This is a genomic window from Nesterenkonia maliinae (assembly GCF_051262655.1).
GTDB lineage: Bacteria > Actinomycetota > Actinomycetes > Actinomycetales > Micrococcaceae > Nesterenkonia.
Window position 1 is genome coordinate 1 of record NZ_JBIMEY010000007.1, and the last position, 18364, is coordinate 18364.

The 18364-nt window shown below is 61.6% G+C and carries 15 protein-coding genes; 8 read left to right on the forward strand and 7 right to left on the reverse strand.

Annotation, left to right across the window (positions count from 1 at the left end; genetic code table 11):
• The coding region (locus tag ACHAA4_RS11945) for a recombinase family protein (protein WP_435774406.1) at positions 1–236 on the reverse strand (236 nt) is incomplete at its 3' end.
• 38 nt (positions 237–274) lie between these two features.
• Between ACHAA4_RS11945 and ACHAA4_RS11950 the strand changes: the two genes are divergently transcribed.
• Positions 275–1804 (forward strand): recombinase family protein, encoded by a 1530-nt coding sequence (locus ACHAA4_RS11950; protein ID WP_435774407.1) that lies wholly within the window; start codon positions 275–277, stop codon positions 1802–1804.
• A gap of 600 nt (positions 1805–2404) precedes the next feature.
• Complete coding sequence (locus ACHAA4_RS11955) at positions 2405–3046, forward strand: HigA family addiction module antitoxin (RefSeq protein WP_435774408.1); 642 nt, start codon at positions 2405–2407, stop codon at positions 3044–3046.
• Positions 3047–3488: 442 nt separating this feature from the next.
• On the opposite strand, the gene ACHAA4_RS11960 is transcribed toward ACHAA4_RS11955, so the two are convergent.
• Positions 3489–3902, reverse strand: a complete 414-nt coding sequence (locus ACHAA4_RS11960) for a transposase (protein ID WP_435774409.1) — start codon at positions 3900–3902, stop codon at positions 3489–3491.
• A 430-nt stretch (positions 3903–4332) separates the two neighbouring features.
• On the opposite strand from ACHAA4_RS11960, the gene ACHAA4_RS11965 reads away from it, so the two are divergent.
• A complete protein-coding gene (locus tag ACHAA4_RS11965; RefSeq protein ID WP_435774410.1) occupies positions 4333–4752 on the forward strand; it encodes an ATP-binding protein in 420 nt (139 codons plus the stop codon).
• Positions 4753–5137: 385 nt separating this feature from the next.
• Here the strand turns inward: ACHAA4_RS11965 and ACHAA4_RS11970 are convergent, their stop codons facing one another.
• Positions 5138–5524 carry a winged helix-turn-helix domain-containing protein gene (locus ACHAA4_RS11970; protein WP_435774411.1) on the reverse strand — a complete coding sequence of 129 codons (387 nt, stop codon included), beginning with the start codon at positions 5522–5524 and terminating at the stop codon, positions 5138–5140.
• Between the two features lie 552 nt (positions 5525–6076).
• Here ACHAA4_RS11970 and ACHAA4_RS11975 point away from each other — a divergent pair.
• From ACHAA4_RS11975 to ACHAA4_RS11985, 3 genes are all read left to right on the forward strand, one after another.
• Complete coding sequence (locus ACHAA4_RS11975; RefSeq protein ID WP_435774412.1) at positions 6077–6883, forward strand: TIGR04086 family membrane protein; 807 nt, start codon at positions 6077–6079, stop codon at positions 6881–6883.
• A gap of 665 nt (positions 6884–7548) precedes the next feature.
• Positions 7549–8277, forward strand: coding sequence for a GAF and ANTAR domain-containing protein (locus ACHAA4_RS11980; RefSeq protein ID WP_435774413.1), 729 nt, complete (start codon positions 7549–7551; stop codon positions 8275–8277).
• 483 nt (positions 8278–8760) lie between these two features.
• The gene (locus ACHAA4_RS11985) at positions 8761–10092 is read left to right on the forward strand and encodes a sigma-70 family RNA polymerase sigma factor (protein ID WP_435774414.1); all 1332 of its coding nucleotides are present in this window, start codon (positions 8761–8763) and stop codon (positions 10090–10092) included.
• Positions 10093–10628: 536 nt separating this feature from the next.
• Here the strand turns inward: ACHAA4_RS11985 and ACHAA4_RS11990 are convergent.
• The 4 genes from ACHAA4_RS11990 to ACHAA4_RS12005 form a co-directional block, all read right to left on the reverse strand.
• Complete coding sequence (locus ACHAA4_RS11990) at positions 10629–11099, reverse strand: cytochrome b5 domain-containing protein (protein ID WP_435774415.1); 471 nt, start codon at positions 11097–11099, stop codon at positions 10629–10631.
• Positions 11100–11849: 750 nt separating this feature from the next.
• Complete coding sequence (locus tag ACHAA4_RS11995; protein ID WP_435774416.1) at positions 11850–12668, reverse strand: hypothetical protein; 819 nt, start codon at positions 12666–12668, stop codon at positions 11850–11852.
• A 448-nt stretch (positions 12669–13116) separates the two neighbouring features.
• Positions 13117–13896, reverse strand: a complete 780-nt coding sequence (locus tag ACHAA4_RS12000) for a sortase domain-containing protein (protein ID WP_435774417.1) — start codon at positions 13894–13896, stop codon at positions 13117–13119.
• A gap of 369 nt (positions 13897–14265) precedes the next feature.
• The gene (locus tag ACHAA4_RS12005) at positions 14266–14568 is read right to left on the reverse strand and encodes a histone-like nucleoid-structuring protein Lsr2 (protein ID WP_435774418.1); all 303 of its coding nucleotides are present in this window, start codon (positions 14566–14568) and stop codon (positions 14266–14268) included.
• Between the two features lie 1067 nt (positions 14569–15635).
• On the opposite strand from ACHAA4_RS12005, the gene ACHAA4_RS12010 reads away from it, so the two are divergent.
• Both ACHAA4_RS12010 and ACHAA4_RS12015 read left to right on the forward strand, forming a co-directional pair.
• Positions 15636–15896 carry a hypothetical protein gene (locus tag ACHAA4_RS12010; protein WP_435774419.1) on the forward strand — a complete coding sequence of 87 codons (261 nt, stop codon included), beginning with the start codon at positions 15636–15638 and terminating at the stop codon, positions 15894–15896.
• A 901-nt stretch (positions 15897–16797) separates the two neighbouring features.
• Positions 16798–17328: a sigma-70 family RNA polymerase sigma factor gene (locus ACHAA4_RS12015; RefSeq protein WP_435774420.1), complete on the forward strand. Its 531-nt coding sequence runs from the start codon at positions 16798–16800 to the stop codon at positions 17326–17328.
• The last annotated feature ends 1036 nt before the right edge of the window (positions 17329–18364 follow it).

Here is an 18364-nt window from a genome sequence, read left to right on the forward strand (position 1 = left end):
CGCCTGATGCGGTCGATGCGCCACACGACGAGCGCGTCACCTTCACGGAGCCGTCCGTCGAGGTTCGTCCATCCCGACCGGGCCAGGGCCTCCTTTGAACCCGAGACCTGGTCGGCGTAGATCAGCTCCTCACCGACGCCGATATCGATGACTGCCCGGCGCTGGAGGTCGTCGTCCTGCTTGTCCTTCGTAGGGACTACACCGTCCCCAAAATGTCCTGCGGTATCGATTCGCATGGCGGCACGTAACAACCTCTGCGGGGTAGGCTGAAACAATGTCCGAAACCTCAATCCGCGCCGCCGTGTACCTGCGCATCAGTCTCGACCGCAACATGGATGGCCTGGCGATCGACCGCCAGCGCGAGGACTGCCTGCGGATCGCGCAGGACCGTGGCTGGCAGGTCGTCGAGGAGTACGCCGATCAGTCGAAGTCGGCGACAGACAAGTCGAAGGTGCGTCCGGCATACAACAAGATGGTCGCTGACTACGACGCAGGTCGCTTCGCCGCCATTATCTGCTGGGACCTCGATCGGCTCACCCGTCAGCCACGACAGCTCGAAGATTGGATCGACGTGGCCCAGGAGAACGGGCTGCTGCTTGTCACCGCGAACGGCGAGGCAGACCTCACGACCGACTCCGGGCGTCTGTTCGCCAGGGTCAAGGCCGCTGTGGCTCGCTCGGAGGTCGAGCGCAAGTCCGCGCGTCAGTCACGTAGCCAAGTGCAGCGCGCCGAGCAGGGGAGAGCGCCGAAGGGTGTGCGACCCCTCGGCTACGCCACAAGCGGTGACGTCGTGGAACACGAGGCCGTTGCGGTGCATGAAATCTTCCGTCTCTTCGCCATCGGGGACGGTCCCTCCATCGCGTCGATTGCCCGCGGGCTCTCCGGCCAAGAAGGTCAGGACGTGCCCAGTTCGCTGCCGCATCTGCCGAAGCACTCGCGCACCCTCGTGATCGAGCGCAACGCGCGCCGCGAAGCCGAGGGACTGGAACCGCGCCCAGTACCAAACGATGGCCCGTGGGTCTCCTCGACCCTGCTCGGCATCCTGCGCAACCCGCGTTACGCCGGATACTCCGTCTACACCGACCGGCTCGACCGCAAGGAGAACAAGCGCCGCACGTGGCACGCGCAGATCCTCCGCGATGGGGACGGGGAGCCCGTTGGCGGCCAGTGGACGCCCATCGTGACCGAAGACATGTGGTGGCGCGTCCAGGAGCGTCTGAACGCCCCTGAGCGAATCACGAACAAGACTGGCTCCACGGCACGTAAGCACCTGGGTGCCGGGCTGTATCTTTGCGGCGTCTGCGAGAAGCCGGTACGCACACACGGCCAGCGCTACCGCTGCGAGGGTCACGTCATGCGCTCTCGGAAGCAGGTTGACGATTGGGTGCTCTCGATTATCCGTGCCCGACTCGGACGGCCAGACCTGCGCGACGTAATCTCGGCTGTTGACGAGCCGCGCGTACAGGCGATCACCGCTCAGATCGACACACACAGGGCGAAGATCAAGCGTGCTCAACACGATTACGACGCCGAGATCATTGAGGGACGCGACCTCAAGCGCGTCCGCGACCAGGCTAACCCTGCGATTGATGCGCTGGAAGCCGAGCGTCGGTCGCTGACCGCCAGCGCCGACCTCGGGGGAGTGTTGGACATGCCAGACCCTGTGGCAGCGTTCGACGGCGCGCCCCTCATGATCCAGCGCCGCGTTATCGACTTCCTCGCGACGGTGCACCTGTACTCGCACCCGAGAGGGAAGAAGACCTTCGACCCGCACACAGTATCCGTGGTGCCGAAGCACTCTTGACTCAACGTTCCCAGAGATGGACCGGCAGTTGCCTCATGTCCCTGATCTACGAAGCCGGCAAGACCCGGTGGGCGAAGAAAGCTGTAGCCTCATCGGTCGACTGACCTCTGGCGAGTGGCTTGGGAGACGCAGGAAACTCCATCGCAGGTCGTCGGTGACGGGACGGATTGCACGCACCCGACAATCAACGTCTGAACCGGCGAAGCTGACCTTCATCGGACAACAGGCTCGGACCTGCCGATCAGAATACTGGTTAGTAGCTTACGTGAAAGCTGAGAGTTCTCGTGATCCTAAGGCTGCCTTCTCGCGGCCTCCGTGGTTATCGAGCCGAGGCGACGGGATAACGAGCGACGATCCCGTGCGACCGACAGGACAATGCGCCGTCAGCACCTCGCCGGCAGTCTTCTGGATCGTGTTCGAGCACGCCATCGTGCCACTTCTATGCGTGACAGATCTGGAGCGGATCAATCGCTGGTGCGGTTCCGGGAACAGCTGCGCGCCGCTTGCACATGGTTTTTCCCTGAGGCCATGCGCCCATGTCACAGAACCTAGGAAGGGTGCTCCCTTCCGCACTAGCGCCTCTCCCGCGATACTGATCTGGTGAAGCGTCCCGAGAAGCCGACCGAGCGATGGCTGGCCATGAGCGAGCTGCGCCGGCACATCCTGTCTGCGCAGGTCACCGTCGTGCTGAATGAGAAGCTGGGCCGACCCAGCCCGGGCACCGTGCGGGAGTTGGCCGAGATGAAGATTCCCTCCCAGCTCGACCTGGCACATGCGCAGTACGGCCCAGAGATTCCCCAGTTGCAGGCGCTGAAGTTGCTACGCCGGTACATCCTCAACGCGCAGATTACCGTCGCTCTGAACGAGAAGCTGAACCGACCCACCCCGGACCGAGTGCGGGACCTGGCCGAGATGAAGCTCCCCGACCGCGATCAGTTCGAGCGTGCGCAGCGCTACGACGAGGCCACCAGCCCACAGATAGGCGCCGTGGGACCCTCCACGCCTTTCATTCACCCCGGGGTGATCCTGCTGGAGGAGTTCATCGAGCCCCTCGGGCTGGCACCGGAGCAGGTGGTCCAAGAGCTCGGTCTCAATCCGGCACAGGTCATCTCGATCACCCAGGGCGCCCAGGACATCAACGTTGAGATGGCCGCGCTACTCGCGCAGCGCTTCGGCCTCTCTGAGCGCTTCTGGGCGAACATCCAAGCGACATATGACCGCGCGCTGATGGCAAATCGATGACTTCATCGAGCGTCCAGGAGCACGAGAAGGGTAACGATCATGGCCACGACCAACATCCGAGAGATCACTCGTCAGCTCGACAACGCCACGGACCCACCCTCGTCGCTGCACTGGCTGGCGTCACCGCCAGAGGCCCCTCTCGCAGGTGGGCACAAGCCCACGGAGCCATCCCAGGGCCTGGAGCACAGGAGCGACTACAGCTGGCCCATCAAGCGTGGAGGACGGTCTCCAGCTCGGAGGGTGAGCACACAGCGCGTCTCTGGGTCATCGGGACCAACCCGCGGCTGGGGGAGGTGTCACCGATCGAAGCGTAGCGTGCTTTAAGACCCGGCACGCCACGTCGATGGGGACCCCATCGACGGCGAGCTCACTCACGAGCGGGTAAAGCCTTTTCCCGGCAGATGCGTCTGGGAGAGATACGCCGCTGCGCGGCGCAGGACTTCTACTTCTTGTTCCAGTAGCCGGATCCGTTTACGGGCTTCGCGCAGTTCGACTGCCTCGTGCGGGTCTGGCCCGGGTTGGCGCCGTCATCGATCTCGGCCCGGCTGAGCCATTTCTGCAGCGTCATGGGGTGAACGCCGAAGTCTTTGGCGATCTGTTCGATCGTGACTCCGGGTTCACGTATCCTGGCCACGCGGACAACATCGTCGCGGAACTCAGCAGGATAGGGCTTAGGAACAAGGACATCTTTCCAGGCCGCCCGCAGGCAAGCCAGATCAGATGTCACGATCAGTGCGGCAGACCCCAGTCTTGGCGATGGTGCTGGTATCGCTCCACACTTGGTGGAGCACCGCGCTTGCTGACCCCGCCATCTTGAACCAGCTTCGGCGACTGACCCCGGTTCATCAGCGAACACGCGGCGGAGGTACTGCCCGCGACAGTAGTGCAGATCGCCCTCACGGCTGGGACTATCGCTATGGTGCTGGGTCCGGGTTCAATGATTCTTTCCACCGCGCTCAGACCACGTTGCTCGCATTGCCCTAGCCCGGCCCCCGAGAGGCCTTCCGGACCATCAGGGATTTTCCAAGAGAATGACGCAGCGGCGCTTTCGCGGATAATCTCGACCCTCCCTCGAATCACGCCGTGCGGGGGACACCTCCGTAAACGAAAAGAGTGCGTACCTATAAATGTAGTCTTGTCGCATTCTGAAATAAGATGTCCCCACACTGCGCTGGCGCTTGGTCGTTACGGGCCCTCGTCGGTTATTTGGGAATCAACGTGATGGCCCACGGTAGTTTCGGCGGTTCGCACCGGGGCGCCTCCAATGCAGAGTAGGAGTCTCAACGATGAGCAACAACGACTCACACACCTCACTGACAGGCTCGGCAGAGCCTGACCTCGTAGAAGCGGTGCTGGATACCCTAGACGGGCTTTATCGTGCCGCCGAGAACGTCTCGGACGAGGATCAAACGTATTTCTCCCTGGCGGTCAGTGAGATCATCACCAACGTTGTCACTCACAGCGAGTCCGACTCCAACGTCACAGTGACTACCAACCTTTCCGTCGACCGCGAGGCTCTGCGCGCTCAGATCCGAGACAACGCGGAGCCCGCGCACGTTCCGCTGGACGACGCCGGATTGCCGGACGAGATGGCCGAATCGGGTCGAGGCCTGGTCATCGCAAAGATGGCCCTGGACCAGTTCAGTCACGAGTTGGATGATGGCAACATCTGGACCCTGGCGAGATACCGCCGGAATTCCGGGTAGACCTTTCGACGTATTCAGACTATTCGATGACCGAAGCTAGCTGGAGTGGAAGCCACCAGGGGGATCTGAACCCAAGCGGAATGGGTCACCCCCTGAGCTATGACGACGCAGTGTTGAGCGCGGGCTTCGCTCATGGCGCACTTGAGACCGACACTGACTCCTCGGATCCGCTGTCCTCCGAAGCGCAGGAGACATTATTCGAGCCCAATGACATCACGGCGTCTCCTGAGCGCCAGCGGGACCAATTGACGAAAGCCGCCTCGTTGAGATTGATGGCTCAACGCGAGGTGCATGCCGCCCTGGCCCGGAGGTCAGGGGGTGGCCAACACCAACCAAGCCTGGAGTCGTCTACGTGACCCAAGAGACACGAACCTTGACGTGCGCCTTATTCCTTCTTGCCGGTTCGGTAGCCGATCCCGCGCACGGTGTGGATGAACTGGGGGTAGGCTGGTTCATCGCCTAACTTTCGACGCAGGTTCCCGATATGGACATCGACAAGATGTCTGTCTGCGGACCAGTCATGGCCCCAGATTCTGTTGATCAGTTCGCGCCGAGACAACGCCGCCCCGGGTTCTGAAAGCAGAGCAGCTAGGAGCTCGAACTCGATAGGTGTCAGCCTCACAGGTGCGCCTCCGAGGTGAACTTCACGCCTCTCCAGGTCCAGTTGAACTTCCACCTCAGGTACAGGCGTCTCAGCGTCGGGGATGTGGCGTGGCCGACGCGACACCACCGGCACCCGCAGGGTCAACTGCCTCGGATTGTTGGAATGCATGGACACAGGATCATCAGCGCCCATGGGGGCCCGAAGGACTGCCTCGGTGTCTGCGACCCCCAGGGTGAACGGAAGGACACAACAGTCTGAGATCGCGCAGGCCAGCCAGCGCATTTCGACACCAGCCATATGCGGTAAGTCCACGATCACGACAACGAGATTGGGCTCCTGAACCCTCTGTCGGACTCAATCTCCGTCGACTGTGACTCCGGTGTGGATTCCTTTGCGACACAGGCGCGGTACCACGTCGTCGGAGGACGGGCTCTTCGTCATCGGGATGAAAAACTCTGAGCGGGCCGCTACCTGCGTGTCTCATGATTCGATCGTAGGGCAGGGTCTCGAGTGAGCTCGCGGTATCCATCGTGAAAAAGGCCCCCGTGCGCGCGGGTGCTGATACTTGGCGGAGTGACGAGAAGGCAAAGGTCAACGCTTGACTGGGAAGCGAGTATGAGAGGTGGTTCGCTTCGCCTGGTGTTCTCACCATTGCTCAGGGTTGTCGATGGTCGTAGCGTGTGAGTTGTCCAATACGTCGGCGAAAGGAAGGCCAGTATCATGGCACGTCCGAACGATCCGCACGGAAACGACAGAATTCTTCACGACACCGCCGCCGCTGGTGGCAACCCCCAGCAGCCGGGAAACGTGCGAGGATCCCAGACCACCGGTAAGTCTCAGAAGACTCGTGAGGCCGAGACCGGAGATCGACCGACAAGGACCGAAGACATCGGACCGCAGACGACCCAGAATCGCGACGATCATTCCGCCAAGGACTCGTTCATCGGCACTGATCTAGGCGAGCGAGGCAATAACGCTTCCTGGGGTGCGATCTTCGCCGGCACGGTCACCTTCCTCGCGGTCATGTTGGTCTTCGGCCTGATCAGCGCAGCGATGGGGCTCTCCGAAACCGATGGTGTCGCGATCGGCATCTGGAGCATCATCGCTATCCTCCTCGCACTGGCGATCGCAGGTTTCGTAGCGGGCGCTCTCGCAGTGCGCAGTGGACTGCTCCATGGACTGGTCACCTGGGCGACCTCATTGGTCGCTGTCGTGGTGCTCATCGGCTGGCTCGGCACCAGTGTGCTGGGCGCTGTGGGTGGCGCCATCGGGGATGCCGCTGAAGCCGCTGGCGGGCCCGCGGTGGTGCAGCAGGAGGTCGAAAGGGCCGAGGACGAAGTCGACGAAGCTACTCAGGAGGCACGGGACACTGCCGAAGGGGCTCAGGACGACGTCGCCGCCGGAACCTGGTGGGGCGTCGCTGGACTGGTCGTCGGTGCCCTTGTTGCTGCCTTCGCCGGTGCCGCAGGCGCGAAGAGCGCCCATACGCGGCGGGTTGAGGTCGATACCGCCGTGCGTCGTCGCTGAAGCTACTGAACAAGAGCATCTGAGTGATCGCCGTCCGGCGGTGATCGTTGATCTTCTCAGACCAATGGCGGGATCTCTTGAGTAGAGATCCCGCCATCGTCGTGGCATCTGGCGCGGGTCGGTCCAGCAGCTTTCTCCACGTCATTCACCCCGTGACGCCGTGGGGAACGGGAGGCTGGATGTGATCACAGCTGGGAGCGGGCCTGGCTATTCTCCTGAACTCTGCCCGGCGAAGAGGCAGAGGCAGGAACGGAGACGAAGACGTTTTACGTCATGATCACAGCTCACCAGAGAACTTACACTCAGCGGGATCATAGGCGTACAGTGGCCCTAAACAGAGGGGGCGCGTCGCATGGTTCTACAACAAAGCACAGTGAGTCACGTTCGTCTTCACCACGGTGAAACAACGGTTGAACGTCACGGTGTTTATCCGCACCTGGATGATTTTTGCACGACCGGGAGTGGCGACCACGGTCTTCGAGCAGATCAAGCACGCCCGCTGGGAATTCCGTAATCAGAAGAACATAGGGCACGAACTCTGGCCGGGAGCGACCGGCGGAGGCGCCCAGGGCCGCCTGTGGGCAGGACTCCACGCTCACCCATGGGGATCCTGTTGAGCTGGGGGTTGCGTCAATTCCTACCAGTGCCACCCGAGGAGAATGATGATGTCAACCAAACTTCCACTCGACGAGATATCGCTGGTGTTCGCCCGCGTCAATGGCATGCTGCTCAGCGAAGAATCCGTGGAACACGCGGTCGCGCTCCTCGCCCAGGCAGCCAAGAGCACTGTTCCGGGGGCGATCGGTGCCGGGGTGTCCTTGATCAGCAGTGCTGGCAGAAAAGAGAGTGCCGGAAGCACCGACGAGGTGGTCCGCGAGGCCGATGACCTCCAGTACACCATTGGGGAGGGCCCTTGCCTGAGCGCATGGGCGTCACGCACGGTGGTCAACGTCAACGATGTCCGGTCCGATCCCCGGTGGCCGAACTGGTCTGCCGCCCTCGCCGGGCTGCCGATCCGGTCGGTGCTCAGCACACCGCTGCAGCACCAGGAGACCGTCGTCGGTGCCATGAAGGTCTACTCCTCGTCGGAGCATGCTTTCACCTTGGAGACCGCACGGCTGTTGTCGATGTTCGCCGGGCCGGCCGCCACACTGCTGGCCCATGTCCAGACCAAAGATCTCCCGGTGAAGCTGAGTGAATCCATGAGCAGCGCCATGGGCCAGCGCGACATGATCAATCTCGCCAAGGGTGTCCTGATGGCGCAGCACGGTGTCGATGACAGGGCCGCCACCCGCCACCTGATTCAGGTCGCCCAAACCGAGGGTGGCACGATGAGGGGGGCTGCGAAACGAATCATCGACGGTGGTCACGAACAAGGTGGCAACCCGTTGTGAAGGTCAGCAGTTCGGTCCTATGAGCCTGACGTCTGCATCCGTGCCTGCAAACTGGGTCCTGCGCGTGGTTCAGCAATCCGTACGATTCGCGTTTTGGTCAGATCCAGCAGCGCGGTCGAGGGCTGCAGGGCCAGGTCAAGATTGCCGGCTCCGGAGCCCACGCGGGGGCGATCGTGAAAGAACCCCGCAAGGAGGAGGGATTGCCGGTGAACGAAAAGAGCTCCTGATTCGTAATACCGAAAAGAAGGCACTCGATTCGTACTAAGAAAGGCAACGTCGACCCCGCCGAAAATCCTAGGAACTCTCCGGCTGCGAGGACTGCGGCCATGAGTAGGAGAGCCAAGCCGGCAACGATGTGAACTTCCAACCGGGCGTTTTGCCCAGGGTGGTCTGCATGAGCTGCGGGGAGACGGGTCGCGATGGACACGCCTAGGAGCGCACGAGATGTCATGGCGGACGTCATCGCTTGAGGGGACCAGCACCATGAGACAGGCACCAGCACTTGCCGAGACGGTTGATACTCATATGGCCTTTGCCGAACACGGAGGAGCTCTGTTTGGGTTCGCACTTAACGCGCTGGGTGACCGAGCTGAGGCTGAAGACTGTATCCAGGAGGTGTTCGTCCGTGCCTGGAAGACCAGGGCGCGGTACACCAGCGCGCAGGGCTCGGTGAGGACGTGGCTGTTCGCCATCACGCGGAACCTTGTTGTCAATTCGTTGCGCGCCCGGGCTCGGCTCCCGGCACCGGCAGATTCGGAGAAGATCGAACGGCCCGGTGAGCCAGTGACCGAGGACGCCTCCATTGTGGAGCGGCTTGCTCTCTGTGAGTCCCTCGCGACGATGACCTCCGAACACCGGGAGGTCATCGTCGCTGTGCAACTGGAGGGCTTGAGTTTTCAGGGGCTTTCGGAGCGGACGGGGGTTCCGGTCGCGACTTTGCGGACGCGGATGTATTACGGCCTGGGATCGTTGCGGACGGCATTGGGAGTTCACGACGCCCGACAGGGACGCATCGACCGACGAATCACAGGGATAGGAATCATGGACGGGGAAGAAGACACCCAGACCCAGACGAAGCCCCACCCCGACGAAGGACGCCCGACGCTGCACGCTCGGGAGAGTTCTCGCGGTGAGCAGCGGTTGGCCTCCCAGCTCGGTGATCTGGCGCGGTCGCTCAACCAGGAGAGCCCGGAAGCAATCCTTCAGCTTGTGGTTGCGGCCGCTATCGAACTGATTCCCGGCGTCGAAGAGGCGTCTCTGAGCGTCGTCACCGGGCGGGACGAAGTCGAGACGGTGGCACCCTCCAGTGAGCTGCTCAGGCGGCTGGACGATCTGCAGGTGGAGTTGACCGAAGGTCCCTGCCTAGAGGCGATCTATTCGGAGCGAACCATCCGGGTGCGGGACATGGCCACGGAGTCCCGGTGGCCAGAATTCGCCGGTAAGGCTACCGAGGCCGGCGTGGGCAGCATGCTGGCCTTCCAGCTCTTCGTGGTGGGCGATAATCTAGGGGCGTTGAACCTCTACTCCAGTCAGGTCGACGCGTTCGACGATGACTCCGAGCATGTCGGGCTGATCGTGGCCTCCCATGCCGCGGTGGCCCTGGCTGATGCTCAGCAGGTGAGTCAGCTTCACGAGGCGGTGCAGAGTCGGGACGTGATCGGGCAGGCCAAGGGAGTCCTGATGGAGCGCTATAAGATCACCGGTCATCAGGCCTTTTTGCTGCTGGTCAAAGCCAGTCAGCACACCAATAAGAAGCTACGCGCTCTGGCCGAAGACCTGGTCAATAGCGGCGAGTTCAGCAACGGCACGAGCTAACGCTGGGGACAAGATCCGGGCGGGTCCGAGCGATTGCCACCGTATACCGGTGCAGTACGGGTTGCGACCGGAGAATGGGCCGTCAGCACGTTTGGCACGTGTCCTCGAGACCGTGCGGCGAATTTATAAGAACCCGCAAAAGCAAAGCGGGAATGCGACTTATCACTCTGAGTCCCATTATAGGGACGGCGCCCGACGCCCGTCGGATGAGATCTTGATCTCGCGTCGTGGGCCTTCGACCAGCGAGATGCAGCGGGGCGCCCGGTCCACGGGGGGCTGCGGTATCTCTCCCGCGTGGATACAGGGTTTGAGCGTTGGGCGGTGTTCGGTGGGGCAGAGTTCCGAGAGACCAAGACCGGCCCGATCGACCTCGGTGTGACCGAAGTGCTTTCCATCGCGGAGCTCTACAGGTTGCGAGTTTTCGAGCCCCACGGTGAAAGTGACGTTCCGCGCCCTCGTCGTCGCAGCGGCTGGATCACCGTCTGTCTTCCTAAGCGAGTCGGTGGCGCATCAGAGTCGGTTGCCCGGTGAGCCGATTAGCCCTCAAGGGTGCCGATCTCAAATTCTGCGAGCTGTTCTTGGGGGCGCTCGTCGCCGCCGTGCTGAGCGTCAAAGGCTTCTGCTGCGTCGGTGCCGCACAATCCTTCGATCCGGTTGGCTCCTCCTGGGTGATTGTCGATCCAGTCTGTGAGGTCATAGACGGTGCCGTTCATGACTGTCCAGCATGAGTCGGGAGAATCGTTCTCCTCCACTTGATCCATGGTCAAGACCTCATCAGAAGGTGCCGGCTCTCCTTCGGCTTCGCTGTCATCGGGTGTGCTCTCATCCTCTGTTTGCGGGGCGTCAGTCTCCTGAGTGCTCTCGGTGTCTTCTACCGTTTCGGACTCGGGAGCTTCTTGATCTTGCTCTGTGCCTGGCCCACATGCGGAGAGGAGCAGCAAGCTTCCGGCAGCGACGGGGGCCAGGAGAGATCGTCTCCAGTGGGCGTTTCGCGTGAGGGTGTTCATGAGTGTGCTCCTTCTGGATAACGGCTACGAAGTTCAGTCGAACGTCGGGCATCGCCGCGACGCTCGCGGGAGAAGGCCCAAGCGATGAGCCACGTGGCCATCACCGTGAGCACCAAAGCTCCACTGAGGTGAAGCATCAGTGTCATCGCGCTGCCTACGAGAGCCTGAAGGAACGTCAAGCCAAAGAGCAACACCGCGGTGACCGCAGGAACCAGCCCGGTTTTGGTCCCCCAAGCGCGGAGAACGAGGGCCAGTGCCAGCGCTCCAGAGGTGATGTGGAGTCCGATGGCTGCCACGCCATGGACATCGAGTCCGCGAACGTCTTGGACGTAGAGACCTGCCGAAGCAAAGAGAATACCGAGAGCGACGAAAGTGACCAGGGCCAGGCACCGCGCCGCGAGGAGAAGGGCGGGGGAGAGAACATGGGATCTGCAGCTCACATTCTTGTTCTGGTCTGGGCTTGGGGCAGCGGGTTCGGAGTTTCGCGTGGGGATTTCCGGTGAGGAGAGCAGTGAGGTGCGGCATCCGCCGGGTGGCTCAGTACCGCTTGAACTGGTCCGGGGATGCGGCGTTCGGCAACGGGTGCCGGAAGGCCGCGACAGTGGGGCGCCCGACATGATGGTGGCCCCACAGAACCTTAAAGGTTCTGTGGGGCCACCATCATGCGTTCATCGTGATCTGCGCCGTTTCAACACCATGAGTCACGCCCCGCGAGGGAGGTCACTCATCCTGCTGGTCGAGCGTGAAGGATCAGGACTCGGTGGGGCGCTGGCGCATGAAGTAGGCACCGGCACCGACGGCACCGAGGGCGAGTGCACCTGCACCGGCGACCATGGCCACTCCCTGGCCGGTGGTTCCGCCGGAGACGCCGGTGTCGGCGCCGCCTTCAGGCATTTCACCCATCTGCGAGGCGGTCAGCGTGCCGCAGGCTGCGGGCAGGGTCGCGGCCAGGGGCAGGGATTCATCCAGGGTGCTCTGCTTGGCGGCAGCTTCCTCTGGCATTAGCTCTGGGTTGACACCGTGGACCACGACGACGCCGGTGCCATCGACGATGGAGGCCAGCACGTCATCGGCGATCTCCAGGTCACGCTCGTAGGTGTAGCTGCTGCCACCGGGGAAGCGCTCCACTGCCAGGCCGGAGTCCGGTGAGGTGTCACCCTCGATGGTCAGGGAGGTGCCGATGCCACCGTAGAAGACGCCACCTTCGGGGGTGTTGACAACACCGTCACCGTCTTCATCAGCATCGGGACCGGGGCAGACGCCCTGGGAGCCGAAGTGGATGTGCTGGGCGTGGGGGAAGGGTGCGTCCATGAAGGTCTCGGCTGCGCCTTCGACGGTCATGTAGACCGTGGCCTGGTTGCCCTGGCCCTCGATCAGGACGTCACCGACGGTGCCGGAGTTGTTCAGGGTGCCCAGATCGGCCTGGAAAGACCAGGACTGGCTGGAGTCTGCGGTGGCGACACCGTCGGACGCTCCGCCGTGCTCGGAGTGGGCCATGGCTGGGCCGGCGCTGAGCAGAATGGCGCCAAGCGCCAGGGTGGGAACAGCGAAGAATTTGGAAGTGCGCATGTGAGGGACTCCTCGTCAAAGTGATGTGATCGTACGGCCTCTGATCATGGCGTTGAACAGTCCGCGTATGCGGTGTTCGGAACGAGATCAGGATCGGATGGTGAATTTCCAAGAAAACTTACTCGGCTCACCGATCGGCTTCAGCCGGGGGTTGCCCGCGTTCTCGATACCGGTAAGGATCTGGGTTGCCATCTCTTGGAGATCGATGGCGTAGAACTGGGTCTCGCACCCAGAGGCCCCGGATGCGACGCTTCGATAGTAACCCAGATCACTGATAACTGGTAATTGTTTCGATGAGCGAACTGTCGTTTATTAAATGTGGAACGCACCGTCTCGTTAAACTTGTATCAATATCAAAAGACTAGAGATCTTCGGCGCTGGTGCGCTGGTGCGCTGAGAGCTGCTGGGTCGGGCCGGGCCGGCTGTGCTGTCTTTTGCCTTCAGGTTTCTAATCGGCGAGGGTGGCGTAGACCACGTAGTTGTCCTCGTATTCACCGGTGGCCTCGTTGTAGCCGTCGCAGGTGATGAGCCGGAGCTCGGGATTCTCGGTGTTGCCGTAGACCTCCAGGGTGGGGAAGGTGTTCTTCCCGGACTGCTCGGCCTTGGTCACCACGAAGGTGGCGGTCTGACCGTCTTCTTGGTCCACGGTGATCTCGTCGCCTTCGACGAGATCGGGCAGGTCGGCGAAGACGCCCGGTTGGCCGGCAGAGTCGTCGACGTGGCCCAGCAGCACTGCCGGGCCTGACTCGCCCGGTGCGGGGGAGCCGGTGTACCAGCTGGCGGGGGAGCCCGGGTCACCGGGTGGGACCTCGAGGGTGTCGTTCTCGCGCAGGCCGAGGTGCAGAAGGTCTGAGCCGGCGCCGATGGCGGGGATGGAGAAGGAGGCCGGTGGTGCCGCCTCGGGGGCGGCTTCGGGGCTCTCGTCCTGGGTCGCCTCGGATTCCACCGGGGTCGGTGTGGGTGTGGAGCTGTCCTCGCCAGTGTCCTGACTGTCGGGTTCTGCGTCGGTCTGCGCGGGTTCACTGGGTTCCGCTGTGTCCGGTGTGCCGGCCTCGGATTCAGCCACTACCGGGGCTGCTGCTTCCCCGGCTGCGGGCTCGCTGTCCTGTCCGGGTGAACAGGCGGAGAGGGCCAGCATCAGTGCGGCGGTGAGGGCCAGTGCGCCGCCGCGGCGCGGGCTGGTTGCTGCCGTGGAGCTGGTTTCGTGGGGCCGACGGAGAGGAAGCATGGAGGTTCTCTTTCGGGTGGGACCTTCTGGGTGCGGCAACCGGGGGCAGTGACCTGATTCGGCTCGTGACTCCCGCCCTGGGGTGGACGTTCCCATAATCTACATTCACTCCCACCGCGCCTTAGGGGGAGTGTGGATTGAGCGTCGGAATACGACAGGCCAACGGCGAAGCCCAGCATCGAGCTCGCACAGTCTCTTCATACACCAAAAGGGAGGTAGGTCTGATCAGGCCACTCCATTCTTCCCGCGCTCCTGCCGCGTCATTGCTTATGAGGCAATCCTGCTTGAGATGAACGGCTGGAAATAGAGGGGGCCTGGGAGCAACGAACCGTTGCCCCCAGGCCCCCTCTCGGAAGATTCCGTGAACCGTTAGCGCTTTTTGGCGTTGCGGTAGGCCTCGACGATGTCTCGATGCAACCGACCCCGCCCCGATACCTCGTAGCCGTTTTTCACCGCCCATCGCCGGATCTGTCGTGCTTCATTCTTCGGTGACGGTGGCGCGATCGCACGGCCCTTGCGGATGTACTTCTTCAGCGTCTCGCGTAGTTCTTTCGCGTGGTCATCGCTGAGGTCGATTTCGTAGAACCGAGCGTCCAAACCAAAAATGACGGTCTCTTTCGCTTCGCTACCGTCAAGATCGTCTACAAGAACTACTTCTACCTTCTGGGCCATCTCAAAACCTCACTGTTCCATTGAGAGTCCGGCAACGCCCACCGCACCCTTGAATCCGCTCCTACAGAACGATGCTGTAGGAGTCGTAGCCAATAACATATAACCCGAAAACTCTAGTCCACAGCGAAGAACCCATACTTCAGGTGCCCACCGGTAGAAAATCAGGTTCTGATAGGCCTCCGGATTCGAATTTTGTCGCCGCGCGGGCCACAGGGAAACTCCTATCCAGGCAGCCCTGAAGCTTCCTGAGGTGACCAAGTGTCCTCCTCATAGGCCACTCAAAGAGAGAATGAGTGAAGCGGAGAACTCGGATTATCATCCCTTGGTGTGGTGTATTCAACCACTGTGTCCGGATACGCTGACGGCGTGGAGCAGGTGACGCAGATATGGGACTGGCTGACGGGAGTGACTGCAGTTGTTGGTGCCATCTTCTTGTTCATTGCGGCGATTCTGATTGTCCACGGCGCTATGCGGAAGCGGTGACACTTACCAGGCTCATCCGCACACACAGCTACCGGGGTTCTTGCCCGGGTGGGGAGAAGGCCGTTCCTCGCCGGGGTGGTGGACTGCACCTGGCCCCCACGGGACGCTCAAGGTCTTCAGAGGAGCCCTCATCGTGAGCTAGGTTCGCTGGTCCGCGACGGACGGGATGAGGGATGTCCTGGGTTCATCGTGTCAGCTCAAGAGGAAGCCCCGCCGACCTGATGCGTAGTCAACGGGGCCTGGCCCTCTTGTGTTCCCTGAAAGGAAACAGCCTGGTTCGAGGAGCCTGGAGCCAGACTGTTCGTTCATTCTAAATCAGGAGCTGTGTGTGGGGAAGCCGCGGACGGTGCAGAACTGTCCTTCGCAGCTGCGCTCACGGCCTGAATCGGAAAAGAAGACGCCCGTGCGTCACCATGCTTGACTCGCTGGGCATCGGCGTGGCGAGTGCTCTGCTGTGGTGGCAGTCACGGATGCGGGTCCTTTTCATTTTCTGCAAAGACTCGTTGTTGTGTTATATACTTGGGTGAGAAATGTATTGCGCATTGCAATTATTGCGGAACAGGCCATAGGGGGCAAGGCTCATCATGGAGGGTATTCCTTCGCAGCGGGAGAGCCTCATCGCTGGCGCCCTGACCGGGAACCTCAAGGATGATGAGTGGCAAGAGTTTGACCAGGCCCGGGCGGCAGACCCCGCGATCGACACTGAGCTCGAGGAGCTTCGTGACATGCTCGCCCGGCTCGATGCTGCGGATGTGACCTGGCGCGAGGAGAGCCTGCCAGCTGGGCTCGAGAAGCGCATTATGGCTGCGACCATCGAGGCTGACCGCGCCCACCAAGACGAGTGAGGGGCAGTGGCACCGTAATCGCTGGCATGAGGCGCGGGCGCTGAAAGCAGCTCCAATTCGCGCGACCGCGAACTATCCGGTCGCCCTCCATCGCACGGAAGCCATAACTCCCACCTGGCCGCACCTGTGAGTGCTTTCGCGCCGCTGCTTTTCCATGGAACTTTCGGTGGTGGAGACGACGGCAGCCTCCTAGCGGCATGACCCGCAACGCCACGGTCAGTGGCCCCGGAGCATCCAAGTGACTGCCGCTTCCGCGACCCGAGGGCGAAGCAGCAGGTGCAAGATACGCGTCGCGATTCACTTCGCGCCGCAAGTTACAAGAATAGGCTCGCCAATTGTGAGGCCCGTTCGTGTAGATCGGCGCCCTCCGTGGTGCCGGGTCGAAGCGGAGCGGGAGACGAGCGCGGTGGACTAGATGTGTGGTCGTCGGCGCCAACCAGGCGGCATAGTCGTCAGTTTCGCGATCTTTCGAGCGCCTTACAGACAACGCTGTTGACAGAATATAGACTTTAGTTACTATTGGTGAATAGTTAGTTAAAATCTGTAGTTTCAAAGTGATCCGGTCAGCCCCACCACATGGAGTTCGAGCCTGGCATCAGGAAGGTTGTTTCGATGGTTGATCACCCGACGAGAACCCGTGGTGTCCCCGTCTTGACACGCCTGAGGTCGTCGGCCATGGAGCTTGTGAAAAGCTCAAAGAGGGGCCTGTCACTGTCACCCCTGTCGGGTGATAGTGGAGTCCGGCAGTCGAGGTGTTTAAGGTTTCATGCTTCTTTAAAGGCCTGGAGCCTGAGCACACGGCAATCTCTCCGTGTCGGCACGCGTCTCGGATGTGAGGCCGTGGGTCCTGCCGAGTCGAGACACGACTCCGCGTCTCTGAGGTCACGAGTGGGTGGTCGGGATGGATTCTACCGATGACGTACCCCTTGATATTCAAAAGGCCTTCGCCGAACACGCAGGAGCCCTCTTTGGGTTCGCGCTCAACGCGCTGAGTGACCGCGCCGAGGCTGAAGACTGCGTCCAGGAGGCCTTTATCAGGGCCTGGCGGAGCAAGGAGCGGTATAGCAGTGCCCGCGGCTCGGTGCGGACCTGGCTGTTCGCCATCACGCGGAACCTCGTCATCGACGCGCTGCGGGCTCGAACCCGGCGCCCGGCGCCCACGGAGCTGGAGAAGCTCGAGTGGGCGAGCGAATCAGTGACTGAAGACCTACGCATCGTGGAACAGTTGGCCTTCTACCAGTCTCTGGCCACCCTGACCTTTGAGCACCGTCAGGTCATTGCCGCTGTCCAGCTGCACGGCGTGGCGTATCAAGAGCTGTCAGAACAGACCGGGGTTCCAGTCGCGACCTTGCGGACGCGAATGTACTACGGGCTGAAAGCATTGCGAGTGGCATTGGCAGATGATGCTCGCCACGGGGAGAGACCCTCCTAGGGACAGGTGCCCGACACCTGGGTCTTTTAGGACCAGTTCGGTCCCTTCCCCTCAGCCTCGAGGCTTTCGGTGCGATCAGTGCGGCTGTCTTACTCACTGCATCAGCGCCCGACCGAGTCCTGAGGCTTCCTGCCAAGCGGCCTCATGCACCCGAGGGCAAACCGGGACTGGTGCGTTTGAGGTGAGAGTGACACTATGAGGTTGGCCCCGCGGAACTCCCTGGTTTTGCGGGGCCACCAGGATTTCATCCCCACCCCAGTTCAAGAAGCCGTCGGTGATGGTGCGACGTTGAAGAATCGGTCGAAGATCCGTGCCTATAGCTGCCCTCACGGACGCGACATCTCTAGGTGGAGATCAATTGGGGCAACTTGATTTCTACCCCAGTAAATCGTTGAACGTCGATTCACGCCACCTCTCGAGCGGTGAGTGCATCTGATACACGAAGGTCACCGAGCCCCACGCTGCCACCGTCGAGCGCGCCCGCAGTGATGGGTGAGGCTCGCTGTGCGATGAGGGTTTCGAATTCCTCGGCGGTCACTTCTCCTTCGAGCTCTACAGCGACTTGATCGTCAGACATCAGCGTTGCCCCTCACCTATCTGCGCCGCAGACCCGCACGTCACTCAGCGGAGTGGTGCTGAGCTTCTCAGAGCAAGACGAAACAGGACGCGTTCTCCGCGTGGGTCACGTGAGTCGTTAGCCTCCTTGGAGTGTTCAGTGACGCTGGCGCTAGGTAATTCTTGTCGTGGCCTGACCTGATGGCGGAATTGACGCATGTGATCCTGTACCAACCCAAGGATGGCGGTGTCGGTTGCTGAGAATTATTAGAGAAATAGAGTCTCGCTGAATGTGTAGTCCCAACGGGTCCGTAGCGCGTTCTTACACGAGAAAACCTGTGACATCCTTTGGCTATGTCTACCGCGAGCTTCCCGGACTCGGGTGAGCAATCACGTTCCAGCTCAGAGCCAAGCGACCCTGATCTATGCGGAGATCTGTTAGTCAAGATATCCCTGGGCGATAAAGACGCGTTCGGAGATC